The organism is Paraburkholderia sp. 35.1, from assembly GCF_050436525.1.
GTDB classification, from domain to species: domain Bacteria; phylum Pseudomonadota; class Gammaproteobacteria; order Burkholderiales; family Burkholderiaceae; genus Paraburkholderia; species Paraburkholderia tuberum.
Genome location: NZ_JBNDMJ010000002.1, coordinates 2994292 through 3013523 on the forward strand (window position 1 = coordinate 2994292; position 19232 = coordinate 3013523).

At 61.4% G+C, this 19232-nt stretch carries 8 protein-coding genes and 4 pseudogenes; 1 reads left to right on the forward strand and 11 read right to left on the reverse strand.

Annotation, left to right across the window (positions count from 1 at the left end; genetic code table 11):
• Nucleotides 1-173: 173 nt before the first annotated feature.
• The 6 genes and pseudogenes from OKW27_RS19620 to OKW27_RS19645 all read right to left on the reverse strand — a co-directional run.
• Nucleotides 174-431: a DUF4242 domain-containing protein gene (locus OKW27_RS19620; RefSeq protein WP_429334499.1), complete on the reverse strand. Its 258-nt coding sequence runs from the start codon at nt 429-431 to the stop codon at nt 174-176.
• A 63-nt stretch (nt 432-494) separates the two neighbouring features.
• Nucleotides 495-4109 carry an AAA family ATPase gene (locus OKW27_RS19625; RefSeq protein WP_429334500.1) on the reverse strand — a complete coding sequence of 1205 codons (3615 nt, stop codon included), beginning with the start codon at nt 4107-4109 and terminating at the stop codon, nt 495-497.
• 384 nt (nt 4110-4493) lie between these two features.
• Nucleotides 4494-4694 (reverse strand): annotated as a pseudogene (locus OKW27_RS19630) (transposase domain-containing protein); the annotation flags it as partial.
• A gap of 103 nt (nt 4695-4797) precedes the next feature.
• A pseudogene (locus OKW27_RS19635) lies at nt 4798-5004 on the reverse strand (DDE-type integrase/transposase/recombinase); the annotation flags it as partial.
• 12 nt (nt 5005-5016) lie between these two features.
• Nucleotides 5017-5772, reverse strand: a pseudogene (locus OKW27_RS19640) (IS110 family transposase); the annotation flags it as partial.
• 126 nt (nt 5773-5898) lie between these two features.
• Nucleotides 5899-6198: pseudogene (locus tag OKW27_RS19645) on the reverse strand (IS6 family transposase); the annotation flags it as partial.
• Between the two features lie 739 nt (nt 6199-6937).
• Here OKW27_RS19645 and OKW27_RS19650 point away from each other — a divergent pair.
• Nucleotides 6938-9595 (forward strand): hypothetical protein, encoded by a 2658-nt coding sequence (locus tag OKW27_RS19650; RefSeq protein ID WP_429334501.1) that lies wholly within the window; start codon nt 6938-6940, stop codon nt 9593-9595.
• A gap of 256 nt (nt 9596-9851) precedes the next feature.
• Here OKW27_RS19650 and OKW27_RS19655 read toward each other — a convergent pair whose 3' ends face one another.
• The 5 genes from OKW27_RS19655 to OKW27_RS19675 form a co-directional block, all read right to left on the reverse strand.
• Nucleotides 9852-10763 (reverse strand): transposase, encoded by a 912-nt coding sequence (locus tag OKW27_RS19655; RefSeq protein ID WP_429334502.1) that lies wholly within the window; start codon nt 10761-10763, stop codon nt 9852-9854.
• A 118-nt stretch (nt 10764-10881) separates the two neighbouring features.
• On the reverse strand, nt 10882-12813 hold the full coding sequence (locus tag OKW27_RS19660; protein WP_429334503.1) for an eCIS core domain-containing protein: 1932 nt from the start codon (nt 12811-12813) through the stop codon (nt 10882-10884).
• A gap of 212 nt (nt 12814-13025) precedes the next feature.
• Nucleotides 13026-14855, reverse strand: a complete 1830-nt coding sequence (locus tag OKW27_RS19665) for a methyltransferase domain-containing protein (RefSeq protein WP_429334504.1) — start codon at nt 14853-14855, stop codon at nt 13026-13028.
• A 12-nt stretch (nt 14856-14867) separates the two neighbouring features.
• Entirely contained in the window at nt 14868-15854 is a 987-nt protein-coding gene (locus OKW27_RS19670) for a glycosyltransferase family 9 protein (RefSeq protein ID WP_429334505.1), read from the reverse strand.
• A 12-nt stretch (nt 15855-15866) separates the two neighbouring features.
• Complete coding sequence (locus OKW27_RS19675) at nt 15867-19205, reverse strand: DUF6519 domain-containing protein (RefSeq protein WP_429334506.1); 3339 nt, start codon at nt 19203-19205, stop codon at nt 15867-15869.
• Nucleotides 19206-19232: the final 27 nt, after the last annotated feature.

Here is a 19232-nt window from a genome sequence, read left to right on the forward strand (position 1 = left end):
CGGTGCGTATGAAGGCGGGCCCCTCAGGAACTTGCAGGACGCACTAGCGTCGGCGCCGGACGCACAACGTCATCCGCCTGCCCGGGTATGCGAGAAATCAAGCTGGCCTCGCGGATTGGGCAGGCGGAGTGGCAATTTTTGAACCTTTTTTGCGCCACAGAGACATGAGCGGGCTAGGCGTACATTTCCGGGCGCAAATCGCTTACCTCAACGATCGCATCAGCTGGGATCTGGCAACGCCGCGCGGCGGACAATATCGCGTCGGCGCTCGGGGCCTCATAAAGGCAGTACGTCTTCTTTTTATCGGCACTGAGAAAGGAGAAGAGCCATTGGACGCCTTCCTCGTCATTGATCTGTTTTATCCCTCGTGCCGCTTCGTTTGTCAGCTCCAGTTGCTCAGCAAAATTGCGTTCGATTATGAAACGTGGCATGGCGATCTCCTTTCAGATTGGACGCATCGCGGCGCCCCGGGCTATGGACGTGAATTCAGGTTCTTAACATTTTCTGACCCGATTGCCAGAACTTCCGTTGATGCGTTGTAGCAAAGCGAACATTCCGAGTTTCTTGGCCGTCTCTTCGGATGCTGCGAGCAACTGCGCCGCCCGGCTCCTGTCTTTGTCGTGATTGCGGGCGGCCAGCATGACGGCAAATTCATGTTGAGTATGAGCCAACCACGGCAAAGCCTGAAGTCGAGCGTCCATCTGCAGCGCATACTCGAAATAGTTGTGAGCCGCCGTCCAGTCACCGAGGACGCTTGCGAGCATGCCAAGATAGCGTGCCGTCGAGCCGCAGCACAGGGTGAAAGCCGGGACCGTAACGACCTGGTCCTTGAATGGCTCAAGGAGTTCATAAATACGCGCAGCCTGCTTCTGTTCCTGGAGACGCACAGCGACTTCTGCCAAATACGTCAATGTGATAAGCCGCTTGCTGTCAACCGGGATTGCCGATTCGGTGAGTTCCATCTGATCCAGACCGTCACGGGCCTGCACGTCAAAACCCAGGTCACTCCAGATCAGCATGAGGCCTGGTCGCCAGACCGTGTCCGTGGGATGATCGTTGACAAACCGCTGGAACACGGGCGCGACCTCTGCAAGCCGGCCCTGTTCCCGGCGTATCGTGAACATCTGCATCCCGTAGACACCCGCCGCGAACGCCCCATTTCCGCTTTCGGCAAATTCGAGTGACTCCGTCGCGTTGCCCTCGGCTATCGCGAAGTCTCCGATAAGTATTGCTCGCATGGCCTGTGCAGCAGTCGCGCACCATCGATCCACGAAGTGTCGGCCACTCTTGGCGATTTCGCGGTATCGCTCGAGCGTTGCTTCAAAACGTGCTAAATCACCGACCTCCAGATAGCCAGTAAGACATCTCGCGCAGGCATGCCCAATGGAGTGGTCATCGTGAAGCTCTTCCGCGATCTGGCGAAGTTCCTGCATGACCTCGCGTCGGGCAGCAAATGCGTGCGACGGTAAAGGTTGAGCGCCAACATGCATCAACTTGCAAGCCAACGCGTCGAAAAGGCTGGGCCGATCGTTCAGACGTCTCGCAAGCGCGACCGCTTCTATAGCGAACTGAACGCCACGAGTGGACTCCCCCGTCATATGAGACGTACGCACGAGTCTGCTCAATAGGCGGCAACGCTCGATCGTCTCTTCGGTCCCGAGCAGGCCGAGGGCCTCTTCGAGCAGCACGATGGACTCCTTACCCGAGCCTTCGAGAAAAGTTTCAGCCCTGTCGAACCCCAATGCCGCCTGAAGCAGGTACACCGGCAGTTTCTCATCGCGTGCAATCTGTGCAGCATTGCGAAACGTTACCATTGCCTCACGTCGTCCCAGTCTCTGTTCGGCCTCGCCGCGGATGAGCATAAGAGGCAGCATGCGATTGCAACGAACGTGTTGATCCAGTTGGAGGCTACCGGCCAATTGCAGTCCACGCTCCGCATGAACAACCGCCTCATTGTAAGCGGCGCACGTCAAGGCTCGTTCTCCGGCGCGTTGCCAATAAGCGATGGCGGGTTCGTGCAGCTCGGCGGCTGTCAGATTTTGGGCGATAAGTTCTGGCTGCTGTTCCACGACTTGCGGGTATTGCTGTTCGAGCGCGGTCGCGATCATGGCGTGATAGTGCCGGCGCCGCGTTATCAGCAAGGACTGGTAGGCGATCTCCTGAATCAATGCATGACGGAAGTGAAAAGCCTCCCCTACCGTTGGGGCACCCGGTGCCGGCAAGATGATCTCTGCCGCAGTGAGCTGGCTAAGGATTTGCTGAAGTTCGCTCTCGGGGATTGTCGAAATTATCGAGAGAAGTTTGCGACTGAATTCACGTCCGATCGTCGAGGCGATCAGGGCGGCCTCCCTGACCGCCGGCTCCAGTCGGTCGAGTCGCGAAAGTAGTGAGCCTTGGAGGGTATCGGGAATCGCAATCGTCTGCGACGTCGCCTTGACTGCGTAGTGGGTGCCAGCGTCGCATAAGAAGTTGCCATGAATCACCGCCTTCGTCAGTTCCTCCACAAAAAGCGGTACACCATCCGTTTTTGCGACGATCGTGTCCACCACGACTCGCGGCAGCGGTTTGCCAGGTGTCATGCGCTCTATCATCGCGTTACAGTCACTTCGCGAAAGCCTGTCCAGATTGAGCTGGACAAGGTGCGGGTACGGCCACCGCGGCTGGAATTCGGGCCGGGCCGTAATCAGGACCATGAGTTTCGCGGACACCAGGCGCTCAAGCATCAGCGTGACAAAATCAAACGTCGAAGGATCAATCCAGTGCGCATCCTCGATGACGACCAAAAGTGGCTGTGTGCTAGCCGACTGCGCAATCATCGCGATCAGCACGTTCACGTAGCGACTCTTGAAATCTGGCGAAGACGCATCAAGAGAGGGATGTTGAACTGCGGTGGAAATGCCCAGGAGCGAAGAGAGCACGACCAGCGTTTCTTCATGATCAACGTCCATTGCCCGTATGCACGCTTCGAGCCGCTCAGGATCGTTCCCATCACCGGCCTTATGACCAATGCCGAACGCGTGCTGTAGCCACTGTAACAGCGGCCAGAAGGGACTGTCACGATAGTAAGCAGAACAGTGGAGTGGGACGATCTGATGCGGCTCGGCATCGATCGCGCTGCAAAAAGCCCGTAGGACGCGGGATTTACCGATTCCTGGATCACCCGTCAACAGCACACAACGCATCTCCCCGTCGCTGCTCTGCCTCCAACGCTGCCGTATCATTTCCAGCTCGGGTGCTCGACCGATGAGCGAAATCTCCGATCGAGCTCGCGCCTCGGATTGCGCCAGTACACGATAGACCGGGACGTGTTGGGTAATGCCCTTCAGTTCCCGCCAGCCAAGCTCTTCAAGTTCGAACGAATCCTCAATCAGCCGTTTTGTCGCGGGGCCGACCACGAGCGAGTCTGATGGTGCGATCGTCTGCAGACGCGCCGCGACAATGGGCGTTTCGCCGACGATCGCCTGGTGGTCCAGTGACGATCCTGCGCCAACTTGTCCCGCTACAACGAGACCAGTTTCAATGCCAATGCGCACGTGCAGGCACACGCTATCGTCGATTCCGGCGTCCGGACTGGCACGCCTAACCGTTGAGAGGATCGCTAGGCCAGCCGTCACCGCGCGGACTGCATCGTCCTCGTGCGCCCGCGGGTAGCCGAAATAGACGATGAGCCCGTCGCCAAGGTACTGGGCGATACGGCCTTCGCGTGCCTCGATGGCGCTCGCGCAAACCTGATGGTAGCCACCCAGCAAGCGGCGCGTGTCCTCCGGATCCAGATGATGTGTCAGTTCTGTCGACCCGACCAGATCCACGAACATGACGGTCACCTGCCGCCGCTCGGCCTGCACGGATTGTATCGAGGGGGGCGCATGAGATTCGTCGGTCGGACCAGTCGCCTCTCGTAGCGGTGCGCGCGCGTCCTTCAACCCTGAAAGCGCTTTGAGCAGCCGCTTTCGATCGCCGACCTGGAGGCCCAGTTCCATGAGGTCCGGTTCGGACAGGTCGCCGATCACATCCCAGTCGATGCCTTGCGAGATGAAGTTCGCAGCGTGCGTGCCGAGGCCGATCCGCGTAAGCCACGACGATAGGTCGCCGGGAATTGGATGGTCCATTCTCAGCCTTATGGCCGCACGTCCAGACGCCCAGGCCTAAGACACCCCTGAGCCATGGGGATGGGTGGTCCTCCGCAACAGTGAATACGCTGCTTCGTAGCCATGTCACGTCCTCTGCTTCGACGAATTAGGACACCAAGAAGTTGATCCGGACACTAGACTACTGACTCAGGGTGCTGGATCACTGCAATCTCGTTCAACTTTTAGTCTGCGCTGCTCTTTCGAACATAGTCGCCAAATCATGAGAGCGCAATGCGGAAGGGCGAAAAGACGCTGAGTTATGCCGAAAAATACGCAGTTCTGTCGTCCGTAAGCGATCCATTAGCGCCGCCCCTCTGAGTAGTGGACAAGCGCGTTGAGTCGTGCGGTGGATTTGACTGCGGATCAGCTCGGAGCGGTGCACATCTTCCAGGGCAGGAGCGCGTCGTAGTCGTCAACGGTCTTTGCCAGGGGAAGACGCTCGAACAGCCAGGTCAGATAGCGGTACGGATCGATACCATTGGCTTTCGCCGTTTCAATCAGGGAGTAGAGATTGGCGCTTGCATTCGCACCATCAACCGTATCGGCAAAGAGCCAGCCGCGCCTCTTATAGAAATGCGTCTCTAAGCGAAACTATCGACACATCGTAATTAGGTTCTGTCGCGATAAGAATGGAAGGACGTGCACGTTCAGATATGATACGGACTACTTATATAATCAGCGAGTAAAATTGCTCGGCGCCGGTCCGCTGAATTCCGGCGTCTTTCATCTGCCCTTTCCGTATCATATGCATCACTTCGATGCCCGACAGGATGATGCTGGCGCAACGAAAATCCTTGAATCCCATCATCGGCTTGATGATGCGTTTGATGGCACGATGATCCTGTTCCACTATGTTGTTCAGATACTTGACCTGCCATCAACTGACGGGATGTTCAAATCGTGATAGGTCACCAAGTTCCGAGAGCATTCCGACTGCCGTGACGAATTGCACACCGCGCATCGCCTGCAACCCGAGTACGGCCGGATAGAACCGCCAGTTGATCACCGCCTCGCGCAAGGCGGTCTCGAGACGCTCGCATTGCGCAAGCCGGTCCTCGATCGTGCGCCGGTGTTCGTTAAACGCCAGTTGTTGCCACTCGCTGTCAAACGTATGCTCACTCAGCCAGCGTCGATGGGCGGGGCCCCAGTTGGCGTTGCCGGTATAGCGCACGCCGTGCGCGAGCAGGAAGGACTTCAGTCGATGCCGTGCCTGTCTGAGGTCATCCCGCGCGCATGCCCACGCGCGAGCCAGATCCCGAAACGCTTCATCTTCAACGCCAGGCACGTACACGGCCGAGAGGTCACCCGCACGTAGCGCGCGCACCAGCTTGATTGCGTCGCGCCGGTCGGTCTTCACGCGCTCACCCGGCTTCCTTGGAATCAGCGACGGCGCACAGACCATGCACTCGAAACCCTGCTCGACCAGTCGCCGGTACAGACCATAGCCACAGGGACCTGCCTCATACACCACGCACACGCGCCGTGCCTTCGATTGCAGCCGCTTGCACAGCCGATCAATCTCTGCCGGGGTCGTTCCTATCTTGCCGAGCAACTCGACTTCGCCGGCATCGATCGAATAGGCGACCGTGATCGATTCCTTGTGAACATCGAGTCCAACGTACACCGTGCTATTGTGTTCCATGCTGGCCTCCGTGCCGGAAATCGCCGGGTGTGGCCCTGTCCACACCGTGCGGCTCTGGCAGACATGCTAACCCGCGTTTGATTCCTCACGGCGGGCCAGCCTCTGCCTCACGGAAAGTCATACTGCCTTCCACTGGCCGCGCACCTTGATGTAGCTCTCATCCATTCGCCAGCTTTTGCCTACCGGACGTTTGTGCTTGCGAAACGCCTTTTCAAACAACGGCACGAGCTTGATCACCCACCGATGCACGCTCGAATGATCAACCTCGAACCCTCGTTCCGCCATCATTTCCTCGAGGTTTCGCAGGCTCAGCGAGTACGCTACATACCACCGCACGCACAGCAGGATCACATCCAGCGGGTAGTGCAATCGTTTCAGCACCTTGGCGATGCCAGGGGGCAATGTCGGGCGCGGCGTCTTGGCCATCGTGATCGTCATCCATTTACGTCAGCTGACTTTACCTCAAAGCCTTAACGCGACAAAGCCCATCGGTTGACTGCACTATCGGTCATGACCCGTCGTTCACCGTTGCCGTCCTGCGGGCATCCAAATGCCTGTCCCACGGCATTCAAGGATCATTCGATTCTCTTCAATTAACGTCGCGCACTCGCGCCGCCGTTGAGCACGCAAGACAATATCGCACCACACCTCGTGGTAGCTCCTAAAATTGAAGGCAGACGCCCGCGTTCCGTCGGTTCGACGGTCAGCGCGAAATTTCTCCGCACGTAGCGCGATCGAGTGAAAGAGGTCACTCTTGCGGCCGCAATCCACACTTGCGGACGCAATTACGATGACGCCTGACACGATTGATCTCGATTTCCCGCCGCAGAAGGTGACGCACGTTTCGCCAAAGGGCAAACGATCAATTGGTCCTGATGGGAAACGCCGCTTGGTCGAGGCATGCCTGCGGCCTGGAGCGTCGCCTCGAGCTGCCTCTGATTCGACGGCAGGCCGAGTCATATGGGCGTCGCGCGTACAAAACCATAACCAACCTGCAACGAATCATGTCACCGCGTGTTGCGCGGCAAAGATGAACGTCCTCCGGATTGCCATTTGTAATCTGGGTTGACTACAACTCTGCTACGGACTTCCATGAACGTTCAAGACCAGCGACGGCAGTACCTCTTAAGTTCAGCCTGGGTAACCTTTCCGGGAGGCTAATTCCATGTTTATCGGCGTCCAGTTCAACACAGAAATGTTAGGGAACCTACTGCGCGAACGCTTCAAACGGGTCCCGCTTTGCGTCGACGCTCAGATACAGGTGAACGACAATCTTTATGTCGTCGATCACATCGTGATCGACAACCAAACGCTGTTCGGCCGCGGCAGCGGGTTCGACGTCGCCATTCCGGTCAAGGGCGCCGCCACGCCGACGTTCGCAACGACGCAAGCCATTTCCGTCACCCAGGCCGTCACGGTCGTGCTCGTCACGGAAGACACGCTGTTGCAAACCGGCGCCGCGCCTCCTGATCCAACCGCCCTGATCAGTGTTCCGCTTCTCGTCACCTTCGACATGACCTTCGGCGTGTCGAGCGCCGGGACGTCTGTCACTCTTACATACAATACCGTCGCCCTCGTGATAGACGACCCCGCCGTCGACGTGTCGTCGATCAATGCCATCCTGCAAGCGAACATTCCCGCTCAGACCAGCGCGCTCGATATCCTGTCGCTCCTGTCCTCGCTCCCGATAAGCGGCAACGTTGTCATGTCAGGCGCGGGCATCACGCCCGATAGCAACATCATCGAACTGCGGATCGAGGTAGGTCAGCAACCTTTTGTGGCGAGTCCGGAGTACTGGGAGTATTTCCTCGATCCGCAATTGGTTGAAGGAGGAATCCTCAAAGATCTGACCAATGGCGATGACCTCGCAGTGTGGATGAGCTTCTGGGAGGACGGCTTTGCATCGTTGATCCAGCAGCAATTCGAAAATGCATTCCAGGGCGCGGATTCGCCTTTCCAACTCGATACGAGTGTCGATATCAACTGGCAGCCCGGCGCAAATCCGCATATTTTCGTTAATTTCGGCGGCCGCGCGATGAACGCGTGTGACTGCTTCTGGAGCACGCAGAACGTAAACGTCGATGTCGACGTAACCATCGCACTGACAATCTCCGCAGACGATATCCGCTACCAATTTGACTTCAACTACAGTGCGGATCCGCTCCAGACTTTTTGCTGCGAAGTGAGCGCCGCCCTTTTATGGCCGTATATCGGAGCGAAATTGCTCGAGGGCGGAAAGTTAGACGCGGGGGAATACACAGGCGGAATATTTTTATTTTTCATTGCCGCATGGGTCATTTTCGACATTTCCCTGGGACTTGCTTCTTCGTACCAGCCTTCAATACCCCTCTCGAAGTTGTCTGGGAACTGCTCCCAAACCGGTGCTCAAACCATCGTCTGCCTGCTTCCCTTCCCAACCGACACGGTTGCTAGGACCTGCGATGCGCCGCTCATTCAACACCAGGTGCCGACGCAGATTTACGGCATCGAAGCCGACACTGTTCCCGCGCCCGACGATGGGATTCAGACCTACATCCCAATCTTCCCGGATGGCGCGCTGGTGATCGCCGGCACGAACACGATTCAAGCTACCATTCCGTGCACGCTCGTATGCACGGTCAATCAATTCGATTGGCGCTTCCCCACACCGACCTGCGGGACGCTGCTCGGATCGATCACCATGTCGGCGTCGGTGGTGCTGAGCGGCAAAGGCGACATTCCTTTGTGGCTGTGCAAGGTTAACGCAATCGGCGTGACCGCAGACGCGTATGCGCCGTACATCACGGTGTCGTACTCGTACTGCCCGATGCTCATCACGATCGCGGTGGACGTGCCGGCCGACGCGCTGCCGGCGGGGCCGTGCGAACTGCTCGTGCAGACCACGGCAGGCGCGCGGATCGTCACGCTCGCGCCGATCGCCGTGGTGACTTCTGAGCAGATTCAGGAATTCAACGACGGGGTAAAGCGCTGGCGGCTCGACCATTGCTTCACCGCGCTCGATAACTGGTATCGGTTCTTCAGGAACTTCAATCTCGCTTGGCTCGTCGATCCGGCGCCGGAACAGGTGGACAGCGAGCGTGAGTCGCACCTCTGGAACGTGATACTGGGCGGCGCGACAAGCGGCGACCTGCTTGCCCTGATCGGCCCCGACGGGCAAACCCTCTCGCAAGGTCTGGTCGATGCGAACGGCGTCGTGGAACTCTCGGCGCTACTCTATCCGTCATCCGCTGCGCCAAGGTATGAACTCTCGCTGCGACGCGTGAGAACGGCTGCGGAGCCGTCATCCGCAGGCGGTACCGCGATCAAAATGATGGTCAAACAGATTCTACTCGTGGAGCAGTCGACCCTGCTCGAAGGACGCAACCCGATGGCGGCTGTCATCGAACAGCGACGCGGCGCAAGAACGCTGAGCGTCGCCATGCCGGGCGGGATCAGTATCTTCAACATCTCGAACGCCGCAACGCCCAAGCTGATCAAGCAATGCATCTGCACCGTGCGAGGTGCCCAACGTGACGCGTTTAACCGGCTTCTGACCTGGGATGACGCGGGCATCATCGTCTGGCAGGCTCACACGCCCCGGCGCGTGTTCGAAGTGGAAGGCGTGCGCGATGTGCAGGTCCTCCCGAGCGGCGGCTATCTCATCGAGACGAGACATGAAACAATTTGCGTCGATGCGTCGTGGCAAGCCGTCGGACTCGATTCCGCGAAGACAAACGACCTTGTTAAGGCAGGTTTCGATACGCGCAGCCGCTTCGGGCTGATAGCAAACATCGAAGCGGGCCGGGTCAGTTTGAAATCCATCCAGGGAACGCGAACCTTGTGACGCGGCTACACCCCGGATTTCTTTCGTTGGAGGAAGCGCACGGACGCCCGCGATAATTCATTCAACTGGTTGCGCGTTTTGAGTGGATCGAAGATGCCATCAGATCAGGAGTGCAAATAAACCATGAATTTAGAGTCATGGCAAGCTGCACGCAGCGACGTGGCGGCTTGATGTGCGAAATAATGCGTGTGGCATTGGCGAGCGCGATGACGGCGCGTTGCGCCCGAGAGTCAGCCTTGTGCAACGGGACGCGTGATCAGTTTCGGCAGTAGTGCCGAAGATTGATCATCGTGTAGGCGAGCGTTTTGAGCGCGTAATGCACGTCACTGATGCGCTCGAAACGCAGCAGCAGGCGTCGGAACGTGTCTTCCCAGGCAAAGACGCGCTCGATGGTCCGGAAGCGTTCCTCGAAGATCGCAGGATCAAAGCGCTGCCTGCGGCCTCGCTTCGGCGTTTTGCGCCCACGCGGGTTCTCGGGGATGTTGGGCACCATGCCACGGTTGAAAATCACCTTGCGGTTCGCGCGGCAGTCGTAGACGCCGTCCAGACTGACGGTTGAGCCTTGCAGGTCCGCGCCGATGGCGCGGGCCATGGCGCTGAGTTCGGGCAGCGCATCGCGCAGCAGCGGCGATTCGTTGCGGTTGCCCGGTGCCGTCACGAATGGCGCGATGATGTTGCACTGGCGATCGCAGAAGGCCAGCACCTTGTCGCCCTTGAGATGGTTGTGTCCGCTGTAGCCCAGGTTGTCGCCGCCTTTCTTCGCCGCCGTCGTCGTGCCGTCGCCGTGGATAACATCCAGATCAAGCAACTGGTCGTCATGAAGTCGGCCGACCGAGCCCGCAAAGACCCGGTCGATGCTGCCATCGGCCTGCCAGCGCCGCATCATCCGGTAGATGCGCGTATGGTGGATTTCAGGCAACCCCTGTGCATTCGTCTGGATCGGCAGCATCTTCCACTGACACCCCATATAGAGCGCCTGCAGGATGTAATTGAAGATCTTGCACAACGGTAGCGTGGGGGCTGGTCCGCGTCGGCCGCGGCTCAGGTGGGGCAAGACGAATTGCTCGAACTGCGCTTCGCTCAATTCGTCGGAATCGCTTGCCGTGATTGGCTTCGGATCATTTGAGCCTGCAAAGGCTCGACATTTTAGTCGATCGCCTCGCTGCAACGCGAATCTCCGTCCGGCAACGCTTTCAGACAATTCCATCCCCCGGGAAAACGCGCAACCAGTTGCTTGCTAATTAACCCTGGCGGAGATGAATCCTGGCGTGAGCGAACCCCGTACATCAATATGGAATGTACTTTTTGGGTATTTGATACTCTTTCATCAGCTCTTCGACGATCTGCTTGATTCGTGTGCGAGACAGAAGGCGGCCACCACCGAGTTTTGCTTCTTCGGCATCCAATACGTTCTTGACCCGCATATTCCATTCGAAGCCGGTCGTTCGTCCCAGTTTGTAGTTGCCGCCACCGTGGATGGCCACGTGCTCGGACTCGTCGAGCATGACCGTGAATCGATCGATATCCCATTTGCCTGTGAATCCGTGGTCTTCGAACCATGTTCGAAATTGCTGCGGAAATACGTGATGCTGCGGTTTCTTCGCCAGGCCGGCTCTGGTTTTGGTTGCCTCCTGCATTCTCGGTCCGGTTTCTACTTCTTTCCCCGTTACATCGCTCACAGACGACTGAAACTCGGCCATTTCTTCTGCCAAATGCTTCTGTTTCAATTCTTCGAGTGAGAGCCCGCGCTCGGACGGTGTTAGCGGCTCGTCGAACGGCGCTCTCTTATATGGCGTCGCCCTCGGTGTCGCAGGCGACGCGGCAGTTTTGGGCGCCTTGGGCGCTTCGACCGCCACGTTGGACGGATGGACCTTCGGCGGCCGCAAGTCCGACACCTTGGCGGGCGCCGTCCGCGTGGAAGACACCATCCGCGACTCCATCACATTCGTCGCTGGATGCGCCACGTCTCGACCAACGCCTGCGGCGACCCTTCCCTCTGCGCCGAGCATTTCCGACTCGGTAAAGATCGCCTTGGCTGCCTCGAAAAGTTCCACCGCCTTGTTGACCAACCCTTCAAACAGTTTCAATGCGCCTTTGACGGCATTGCGCAGCATTGCCAGTATTTCGGAAGCAAAGCCCTTGAACCATTCGAACACCTCGACTGCCTTGCCGGCGACGAATTCCGCCGCTTTGCCGAGGAAACTGGCGCCTTTCGAAATGAGGTTGCCAATGGCATCGCTGAAAACCAGCAGGAGAACTTGCGCGACCACTGCGCCGCACACCTCGCCGATGCCCTGCCCCATCTCGAAAAAGTCTTTCTGCAGATAGTCGAACAGCGAGTGTGCCGCACTCCCGCCAAACTCACGCGCCTTGCCGACCGCCAGCTGCATCAGATTGTCGAGAAAGCCGGAAAACTTCTGGATCGCTCCCTTCGGATCCGCGATGAAATCGGCCAGCGTCTGGTTCAACTGCGTGCCCATCTCGCTGAATTTTTCCAGCAACGTGACGATTTTCTGTTGACGCTCTGCGCTGACGGCGATACCGACCGGCGACCATTTCGCGAGCCACTCGATTGCGGATATCGCGAGCCGGACCGCGCCGACGATTCCCTTGATCAGATCGGTGATCGGACTCACGAGACCAATGACGAACCCGAGAAGAAATCCGCCGTGGAATTTGATCGCATTCCACGGTACGAAAAGCGCAGCAAGATGATTCTTCGCGGCATCCGCGCGACCGGACTTCACGTCGGCTTGCAAAGCCCCCATGAAGCCCTCGAATAGCGCCTTGAGGAACGGCCAGGAGGCGTCGCCGAAAGCGGAACGCCCGACCTTGTCCGCCACGGTGCCGATCGTGTACGGCTCGTCGGCTGGCGCACACTGGATCTTTTGTATCGACAACGGTTGCACGTGCGGATCGAAGATATGACGTGCGTCGGCTTCGTGCCCGGAGCGCGAGGAATCCAGCTCAGGGGTCTCCACGCGCCGCGCCGAGCGTTGCTGCGCGACGTGCTTCAACTCGTGATGCAGCAGTAGCCGGCCGCCGGGCGACGCGGGCGCGTAGCGGTCGGCGCCGAACACGATGTCGTTGCCCAGCGTGAATGCCGCCGCGTTCAATGACCTCGCGACGTCCGACGCGCGGGCGCCGGTATGAATCCGGACCTGACCGAAGCTGTATCCGTAGCGCGCCGCTGCCTCGTGCTGCACGTCCTGCGGCAACGCAACGCCGTCGCCGCGAGCGACCTGCGCCGACTGAGCCGCGAGGCTCGCCGCCGGGGTTTTTGCGTCGCCAGCCTCGCGCGCATCCCGGCGCTGCGGAGCGCGGCGCGCGGGCGCGGCTTCCTGCGTGCCGGTCCTGCCGATCGTGGAAGCAAACATGCTTTTACCTTGCGTAGCCGATGAACGTGATTGGAACTCTTTCGAGCAGGCCGTTACACAGCCTCCTTGACGATCGCGAGTCCGCCAACCGTCATTCCGTCCGGAATGCCGAGCACGCCGTCACGTCGAATTTCCGTGCAGCTCCTGTCGAACGCCGCCTCACTGAAGCCGACACCGCTCAGCCTGAGCGGCGCGAGCGCCGCGTCGAGACGTTGCGCGTCGAAGATCTCGCGGCGCATATCGTCCTGGAACCGCTCCGGCCGCATCGCATAGTCGAACGTGAGAATCAGCAGCCCGCCAGGCTTGAGCACCCGCAGCGCCTCCTTCAACGCGTACTGCTTGTACACGATGTGCTCGACGACCGACACGCTCAGCACCACATCGAAGCTCGCATCGGCTGCCGGCAGGTTGTAGAGCGACGCGAACTGTGCGCCGATGCGCTCGCGCGCCGCCCACGCGAGAAAGCGGCGTTCGACTTCGGCGTTACCGTCGGCGTCCCACATGTAGTCGATGTCGTACAGGTGAACGTGATGCCCGAGCGTCGCCAGATACGGTGCGAGCGCGCCTCGGCCGCCGCCGACATCGGCGATCGCGAGATTGCTCCGGTCCGCGCCGAAGCGCTTTTCGATCTGCGACGCGACGTACAGGTACTCCCATTGCTTCGACGCGTGAATGTAGAGCCCGACGTCGGCGCGCCGCGCGTGCTCGGAAATCGGCACGGCAGGAATGTCGAGCCGCGTGAAGATGTCGTGGAGCACGGCGGCGCGCTCGGTGCGCAGCGCGCTGTCATAAAGCCGCGCATCGGCAAGCGTGTAGCGCGGAGGTTCCTGGGTGCGCGCGGCCAGCGCGCGCAAAGCGCTGCGCTCGACGTATTCCGGCGCCACCGCTGCCATGCAGGCCGGCTGCGCGAGGCCGCGCGGACACTTGGCGAGCCAGTCGGGCGTCGACCACCAGCAGCCTCCGCACGATCCCGAGGACAGGTTGATATTGCGCTGATAGCCGAAATAAGCGGCGAGCGTGGGCCCAAACAGCGCGACGGACTGCGTGTGCAGCGCGCTCCCCATGTGAACGAGGCCAGAATCGGTGTCGACGTGCAGCAACGCATGCTTGAGCACCCACGCCGCTTCGTGAAGATCGGTGCGCAGCACGAGATCGATATCGACACCGGGAATGTGCCGGCTCTTGCTGCCGCCAAGCTGCACGAGGCACAGCCCCGGCATGCTCGCCTGCAGACGCTCGACCAGGCGCTTCCAGTATTCGAGCGGCCAGCATTTGGTGGCCTGGCCGGGCGGGGGTCCTTGCAGGTTGTCGAAGCCGTCGTGCAACGTCAGATACGGCTGGTTCTTCCCGGTCAACAGCTCGTCGACCAGCGCAATGCGATTCGGGTCCGGCGCAAGAAACGCGCAGGTGGAGGCGTCGATTGGCAGGTTGCCGAGAAAGCCGAGATTGGCGATGACGTTGCGCCCGGCCTGCGCGGACAACCGCCCCCACAGGCCGTCGAGCAGCGGATGGCGATCGAACAGGCCGCGATACTGCGCGAGGCGCCGGTCGGCTTCGTCGGCGATTTTCAGCAGCGCGGGGCTCAACGATTCGACCTCGTTGCGCTTCAGGATTTCATACCGCACGAATTGCGCGACGAAGATCACCGCGTGGTACGTATGGCGTGCGTCGCGCAGCGCCGAATCCGGATAGACGGCGTGCACGAAGCGCGCCGCGTTGAAGACGAAGCGAGCCGCTTCCGGCGCGTGATAGTACACGTCGATGCGCGGATAGCCGGTCGCCGCGAAGAGTTGCTGGACGAATCTGCCGGACACGATCACGTCGCCCAATCCGCCGCACAGATAAATCGCCACGGCGAGCTCACGTTCGTTCGATGAGGCCATCGCGTCGCTCCCTCATGGATACGCCGGTTGCGCGACCCGCTGCGGCAACGCGCGGATGGCGCCACCGGCGAAATACAGGTCGATCGCGCGTATCACGTCATCGGGATCAATCAGGTCCATGCAGCGCGGCAGGTCGCCGACCACGTCGACGCATAGCTGATCGGGGCGGTCGCCCGGCGCCCGGTCGCCGAGCGGGCGCACGCGCGACTTCCAGCAGCCGCCGTCGTCGCAGCAGCGCAGTGCGCCCGCGCGATGCAGAAACTGATGATGCGGATACGCCTCCCAATGCGGCGGCTCGCGGCCGCCCGCTACCACCACGCACGGCCGGTTCTTCGGCATGCCCGCGCGCACCTCGACGGCCGCCGCGAGATGCATCAGCAGCGTAACGGGACAGAGCACGCCCTGAGCGTGATGCACGAGGCGGATCAGCTGACGCAAATCCGTCTTACCTCGCAAATCGATCACGTCGCGCAACGCCGGATGCTCGTGGCCGTTCTCTCCTACCTGCACGAACTGAATCTTGCCGGCGAATTGATCGACGACCGCCTGATACCGCTCGCGCGCCCACCACTTGATCGTGAAGTCGCGCTTGCCTCCGGCCACGACGATCCAGAACGGGATGGGCCAGTGCACGATCTCCTCGACCTGCGAGATCCACTGCTTTTCGCGCGGTGCGAGGTGGATGTCGCCGCAAAAGCGCGTCGGTCGTACCGCAAGCCCCAGTGTCGCGTTCAGATAGTCGATGAAGCCGAGCAGAAAGTGATACGGCGCGTGATTGCTCTGGTGAATCAGCGGATAGTGGCAGTCGATCACTTCGACGTCGCGCTCCTGCTCCCGCAGCGGCGTGATGTGCGGATTGTGTTCCCACAGCGCGGGGCACGGCGTGCGCACGTCGGTTTCGAATTGGCCCGGATACGCGGCATGCAGGTCGCGCACGGCGGCCGTCAGCATCACGATGTCGCCCGGCGACTGGAAATTGCGCAGTATCAGCTTTCGCATGATGAGCCCGCTTCACGCCTGCACGTTGCCGATCTGCAAGCACGACGGCGCCGCGATGGCCTCGCGGGTCGCCTCGAGCACGTTGTCCGCCACGAGCCACAGCGTGGGACGCCGCAGCGGCTGAACATACGACTGCGACGATGGCCCTGCCCCGGTGTAGCGGTGCCCAGGCGACGTGACCACCGTGACGCGCACGCTGGTTTGGAAGCCGGACAGGTGGTTCTCGCGCACGATGAGGCGCTTGCCCGCATAGCCGAATACGCGAATGCCGTCCGCCTCGATGTCCGACTGCGGGGCGCTCGACAGCGTCGCGCGATTGTTTTCGATCAGTAGCGAAGCGGCATTGCCGACGAAGATCGCATAGCGCGCGGCCGCGTGGCCAAGGATCGGATCGACCAGCACCTGGATCTCGTTGTCCCGGATCGTCACGGTGCTGGCCGCATCGACCGGTGTCGCCGGCTTGGCCTCGCGGTGACTGAAACCCATCGCAACGCCCTGCATGAAGCCGTCGATCGTATTACGGCTCACGTTCAGGCTCGCGCATGCGCGCCCGCCAACGGCGACGCCCGCGCGCGCCGCCGACACCTGCGCCTTCTCGAAGAATCGCACGATGCTCTGAAATCCCGAGAACTGGGCCTGCGCGGTGGGGTCCGTCAGCAGCGTCGCGGCGGCCTGCTTGACGTACTTGAGCAGATCGCCGTTCGATGCGAACTGCTTCGGCGCGTTGCTATCGACGTAGGTCTGCCAGACGTTCTGCAATTGCGTCGGTGTGTTGAAGCTGATCGTCGATTTGCCGACGCTCACCTGCGTGTTCGGCAACCGCGCGCTCGTGCGACCCACCGGTGAACCAGCCGCGGCGGCTGCACCCGCACCCGGCGCCGCGCTCGCCGCCGCAGCGCCGGTGGCGAGCGCGGCGGGGGTCGTCGACGCGCCGGCGGCCGGCACTGTCGAAGGCTCGGCCGCAGTGGGCGGTGTGGCCGCAGTGGCCGGTGTGGCCGACGCGGCGCTCGCTGCGAGCCCCGGCAGACTCACGCGCGGCGCGGCGAGATTCGTCGACAGCGCCCCCGCCGCGCGCGCGGCAGCGGAAGCGGAAGCGGAAGAGGCAGCCGGCGCTGCGGTCTTTGCCGCAGCGATCGCCGCACTGCCGATCAGCGCGCGCTCCGCGAGCTTCCGGTACGCCGGGTTCTGCAGCGCGTCCCGGAAAGGAGGCGGCTTCGTATGGCTGCCAATCAGCTCGTTACCTTCGACGAACGCCTTCTGAACGTGGATCAGCATCATCCCGTACTGCATCTGCCCGACCGTGAAGCGGGAGTTGAGCACGCGCACGGTGCCCGCGCCGGTCGCGGCGTTCGCGTCCGTGATCGTGTTGCGCACCGTCAGACAGGCCGCTCCCGAGCTAAGCGCGCCGGTGCAGGCGAGCGTGACCGTCTCGACATTGACCTCGCCGCAGTCGTCGAACTCGAGCGCGCCGCCGACATGCTTCGTCGTTGCATCGACGGGCGTGTCCGCGCGCGTCGCGGTGACGCTCAGGTCGCACACTTTCACGCTCGCGCAGCCCACGAAGCGCAGCACCGCTTCGAGCTTCTGTCCGACGATCTTTGTGCCCGGCCCCGCACCCGTGACCTTCACGCTGCCGGTCGTCTTGATCACGACCGTTTGCGAGGTGTCGAATTCGCCGACCGCGAAGCAGATCTCGGCGTCGGCTGCCGGCTGGTTCGCGAACAGCGCGGCGAGCTGCGCGGTCCAGTTCGCGGTCGACTCCAGCGTGATCGTGCAAGGGCACTGCGAGATGTCGAGCGCCGTCAGCGGCGGGAACCTCAGCCGGCAATCGACCACTGCGCTCGCGCCCTGCGGCGGCTGGAACAGATAGCCGTCGAACGCAACGATGCCCAGCTTGCAATAGTGGCGAACGACGCCTCGCGGCGCTTGCGGCAACGGCTTGCCGCTCGCGTCCGCAGGCCATTCGATGGTGCCGATCGCCTGCTGCGCCGTCGCCGTGCGCGCCGGAATCAGCCAGTAGTCGCCGACCGCGTACTGGCCGTTCGAAAACTGCACCTGCACGCCGTTTTCCAGATCGACCGGCGTGCCATCGGCAATCGCGACGCCGCTGGCCGTTGCGTTCGCGCTCTGATCCCAGCGGCGCAGCTTCGGATGCCGCGCGAGGTCGACGCCCTGCGCCGGCGCGCTTTGCAGCGTAACGGTCATCTGCGCGTCGCTGGTAACGGCGACCTGCAGCAGTTCGCCGTGGCCGTCGACGAATTCCGCGCGATCGTCGCTCAATTCGACCCAGTCGCCGGGCGCAAGGCCGAGCGACGCGTCGCGCCCCGTCGAACTCACGTAGAACGTCGTGCCGCTCACGATGCCTGTCGCCGGCTGGCCCGGCGCCGGCACGATGCCGAATACCACCGAGCCGTTCTCGCGCGACCACTTGAAGGTCGCGCTGCCGTAGCCGCCAGCCGTCTCGATCTCAACGCGATACAGCTGGTTTTCGAGGCTCTGGTAGCCGCTCTCGGGCGGCAGCGTGCAGGGCACGGGATCGGTTGGAGGCGCCGCGGTGAGCGCGGTCAGCTGTCCCGGGTTGGCGCGCTGCGGCCAGGGCGAAGGAATCGCTGCGCAGGAGGGATTGGCGCCGTACTGCGTCGTATCGATCTTGCCGAGCCGAACCTGCCAGACGACCTGCGAGCGCAGGCACGTATCCGGGCCGCCGAGCGCGATTTCCTGGATCGACGGGTCGTCGATCGGCGTCACGACCCGCTCCCACACGTCGAGGTACGCCGCATAGACGCCCTTCCCCGCGAGACCCGTCGGGCTCGCGTCGCCGTCGAGCGGCAAATACGGCTGGGTGAGCAGCGTCGTATCGGCGTCGTTGACCACGAGAATGCCGTCGACGTAGATGCGCCCGTGCGCAATCGTCAGGTCGTTGCCCGGCAGCGGCGTCGATCCGGACGAACTGCTGCTGCCGCTGCTCGATGAACTGCCGGCAAAGCCGCCGAAGTCGCCCGGGAGATTCGCTCCGCTCGCGCTGCTGCCGAAGCCGCTCTGGCCGAACACACTGCTCATGCTGCTGAAACTGCTGATGCTGCTGAAACTGCCGAAGCTGCTCGAAGAACTGCCGCTCCCCGCCGGAACGCTGATGCCGAGCGCAAAGCCCCCCGCATAACCGGGGGCGAGCGACGTTTCCGGCACGCCCGCCGGCCCAATCACATCGGTGAGCGCGCGCTCCGAAGCGGCGAGGTCGATCGACACCTGCTCGTTGTCGTCTGCGTCGAGCACGACCCGGCCCTGCTGGTGCAGGACGCGCCGGTAGTGCTTGCGCGGATCGAAGGTATCGCGACTGCGATCGGCCTTCATCACACTCTCCTCGTCATTGTGGGCGCG

Excerpts from the sequence above, each read along its gene's own strand:
- OKW27_RS19620 (WP_429334499.1), bottom strand. The coding sequence starts at position 431 with ATGCCACGTTTCATAATCGAACGCAATTTTGCTGAGCAACTGGAGCTG.
- OKW27_RS19625 (WP_429334500.1), bottom strand. The coding sequence starts at position 4,109 with ATGGACCATCCAATTCCCGGCGACCTATCGTCGTGGCTTACGCGGATC.
- OKW27_RS19670 (WP_429334505.1), bottom strand. The coding sequence starts at position 15,854 with ATGCGAAAGCTGATACTGCGCAATTTCCAGTCGCCGGGCGACATCGTG.
- OKW27_RS19675 (WP_429334506.1), bottom strand. The coding sequence starts at position 19,205 with ATGAAGGCCGATCGCAGTCGCGATACCTTCGATCCGCGCAAGCACTAC.
- OKW27_RS19650 (WP_429334501.1), top strand. The coding sequence starts at position 6,938 with ATGTTTATCGGCGTCCAGTTCAACACAGAAATGTTAGGGAACCTACTG.
- OKW27_RS19665 (WP_429334504.1), bottom strand. The coding sequence starts at position 14,855 with ATGGCCTCATCGAACGAACGTGAGCTCGCCGTGGCGATTTATCTGTGC.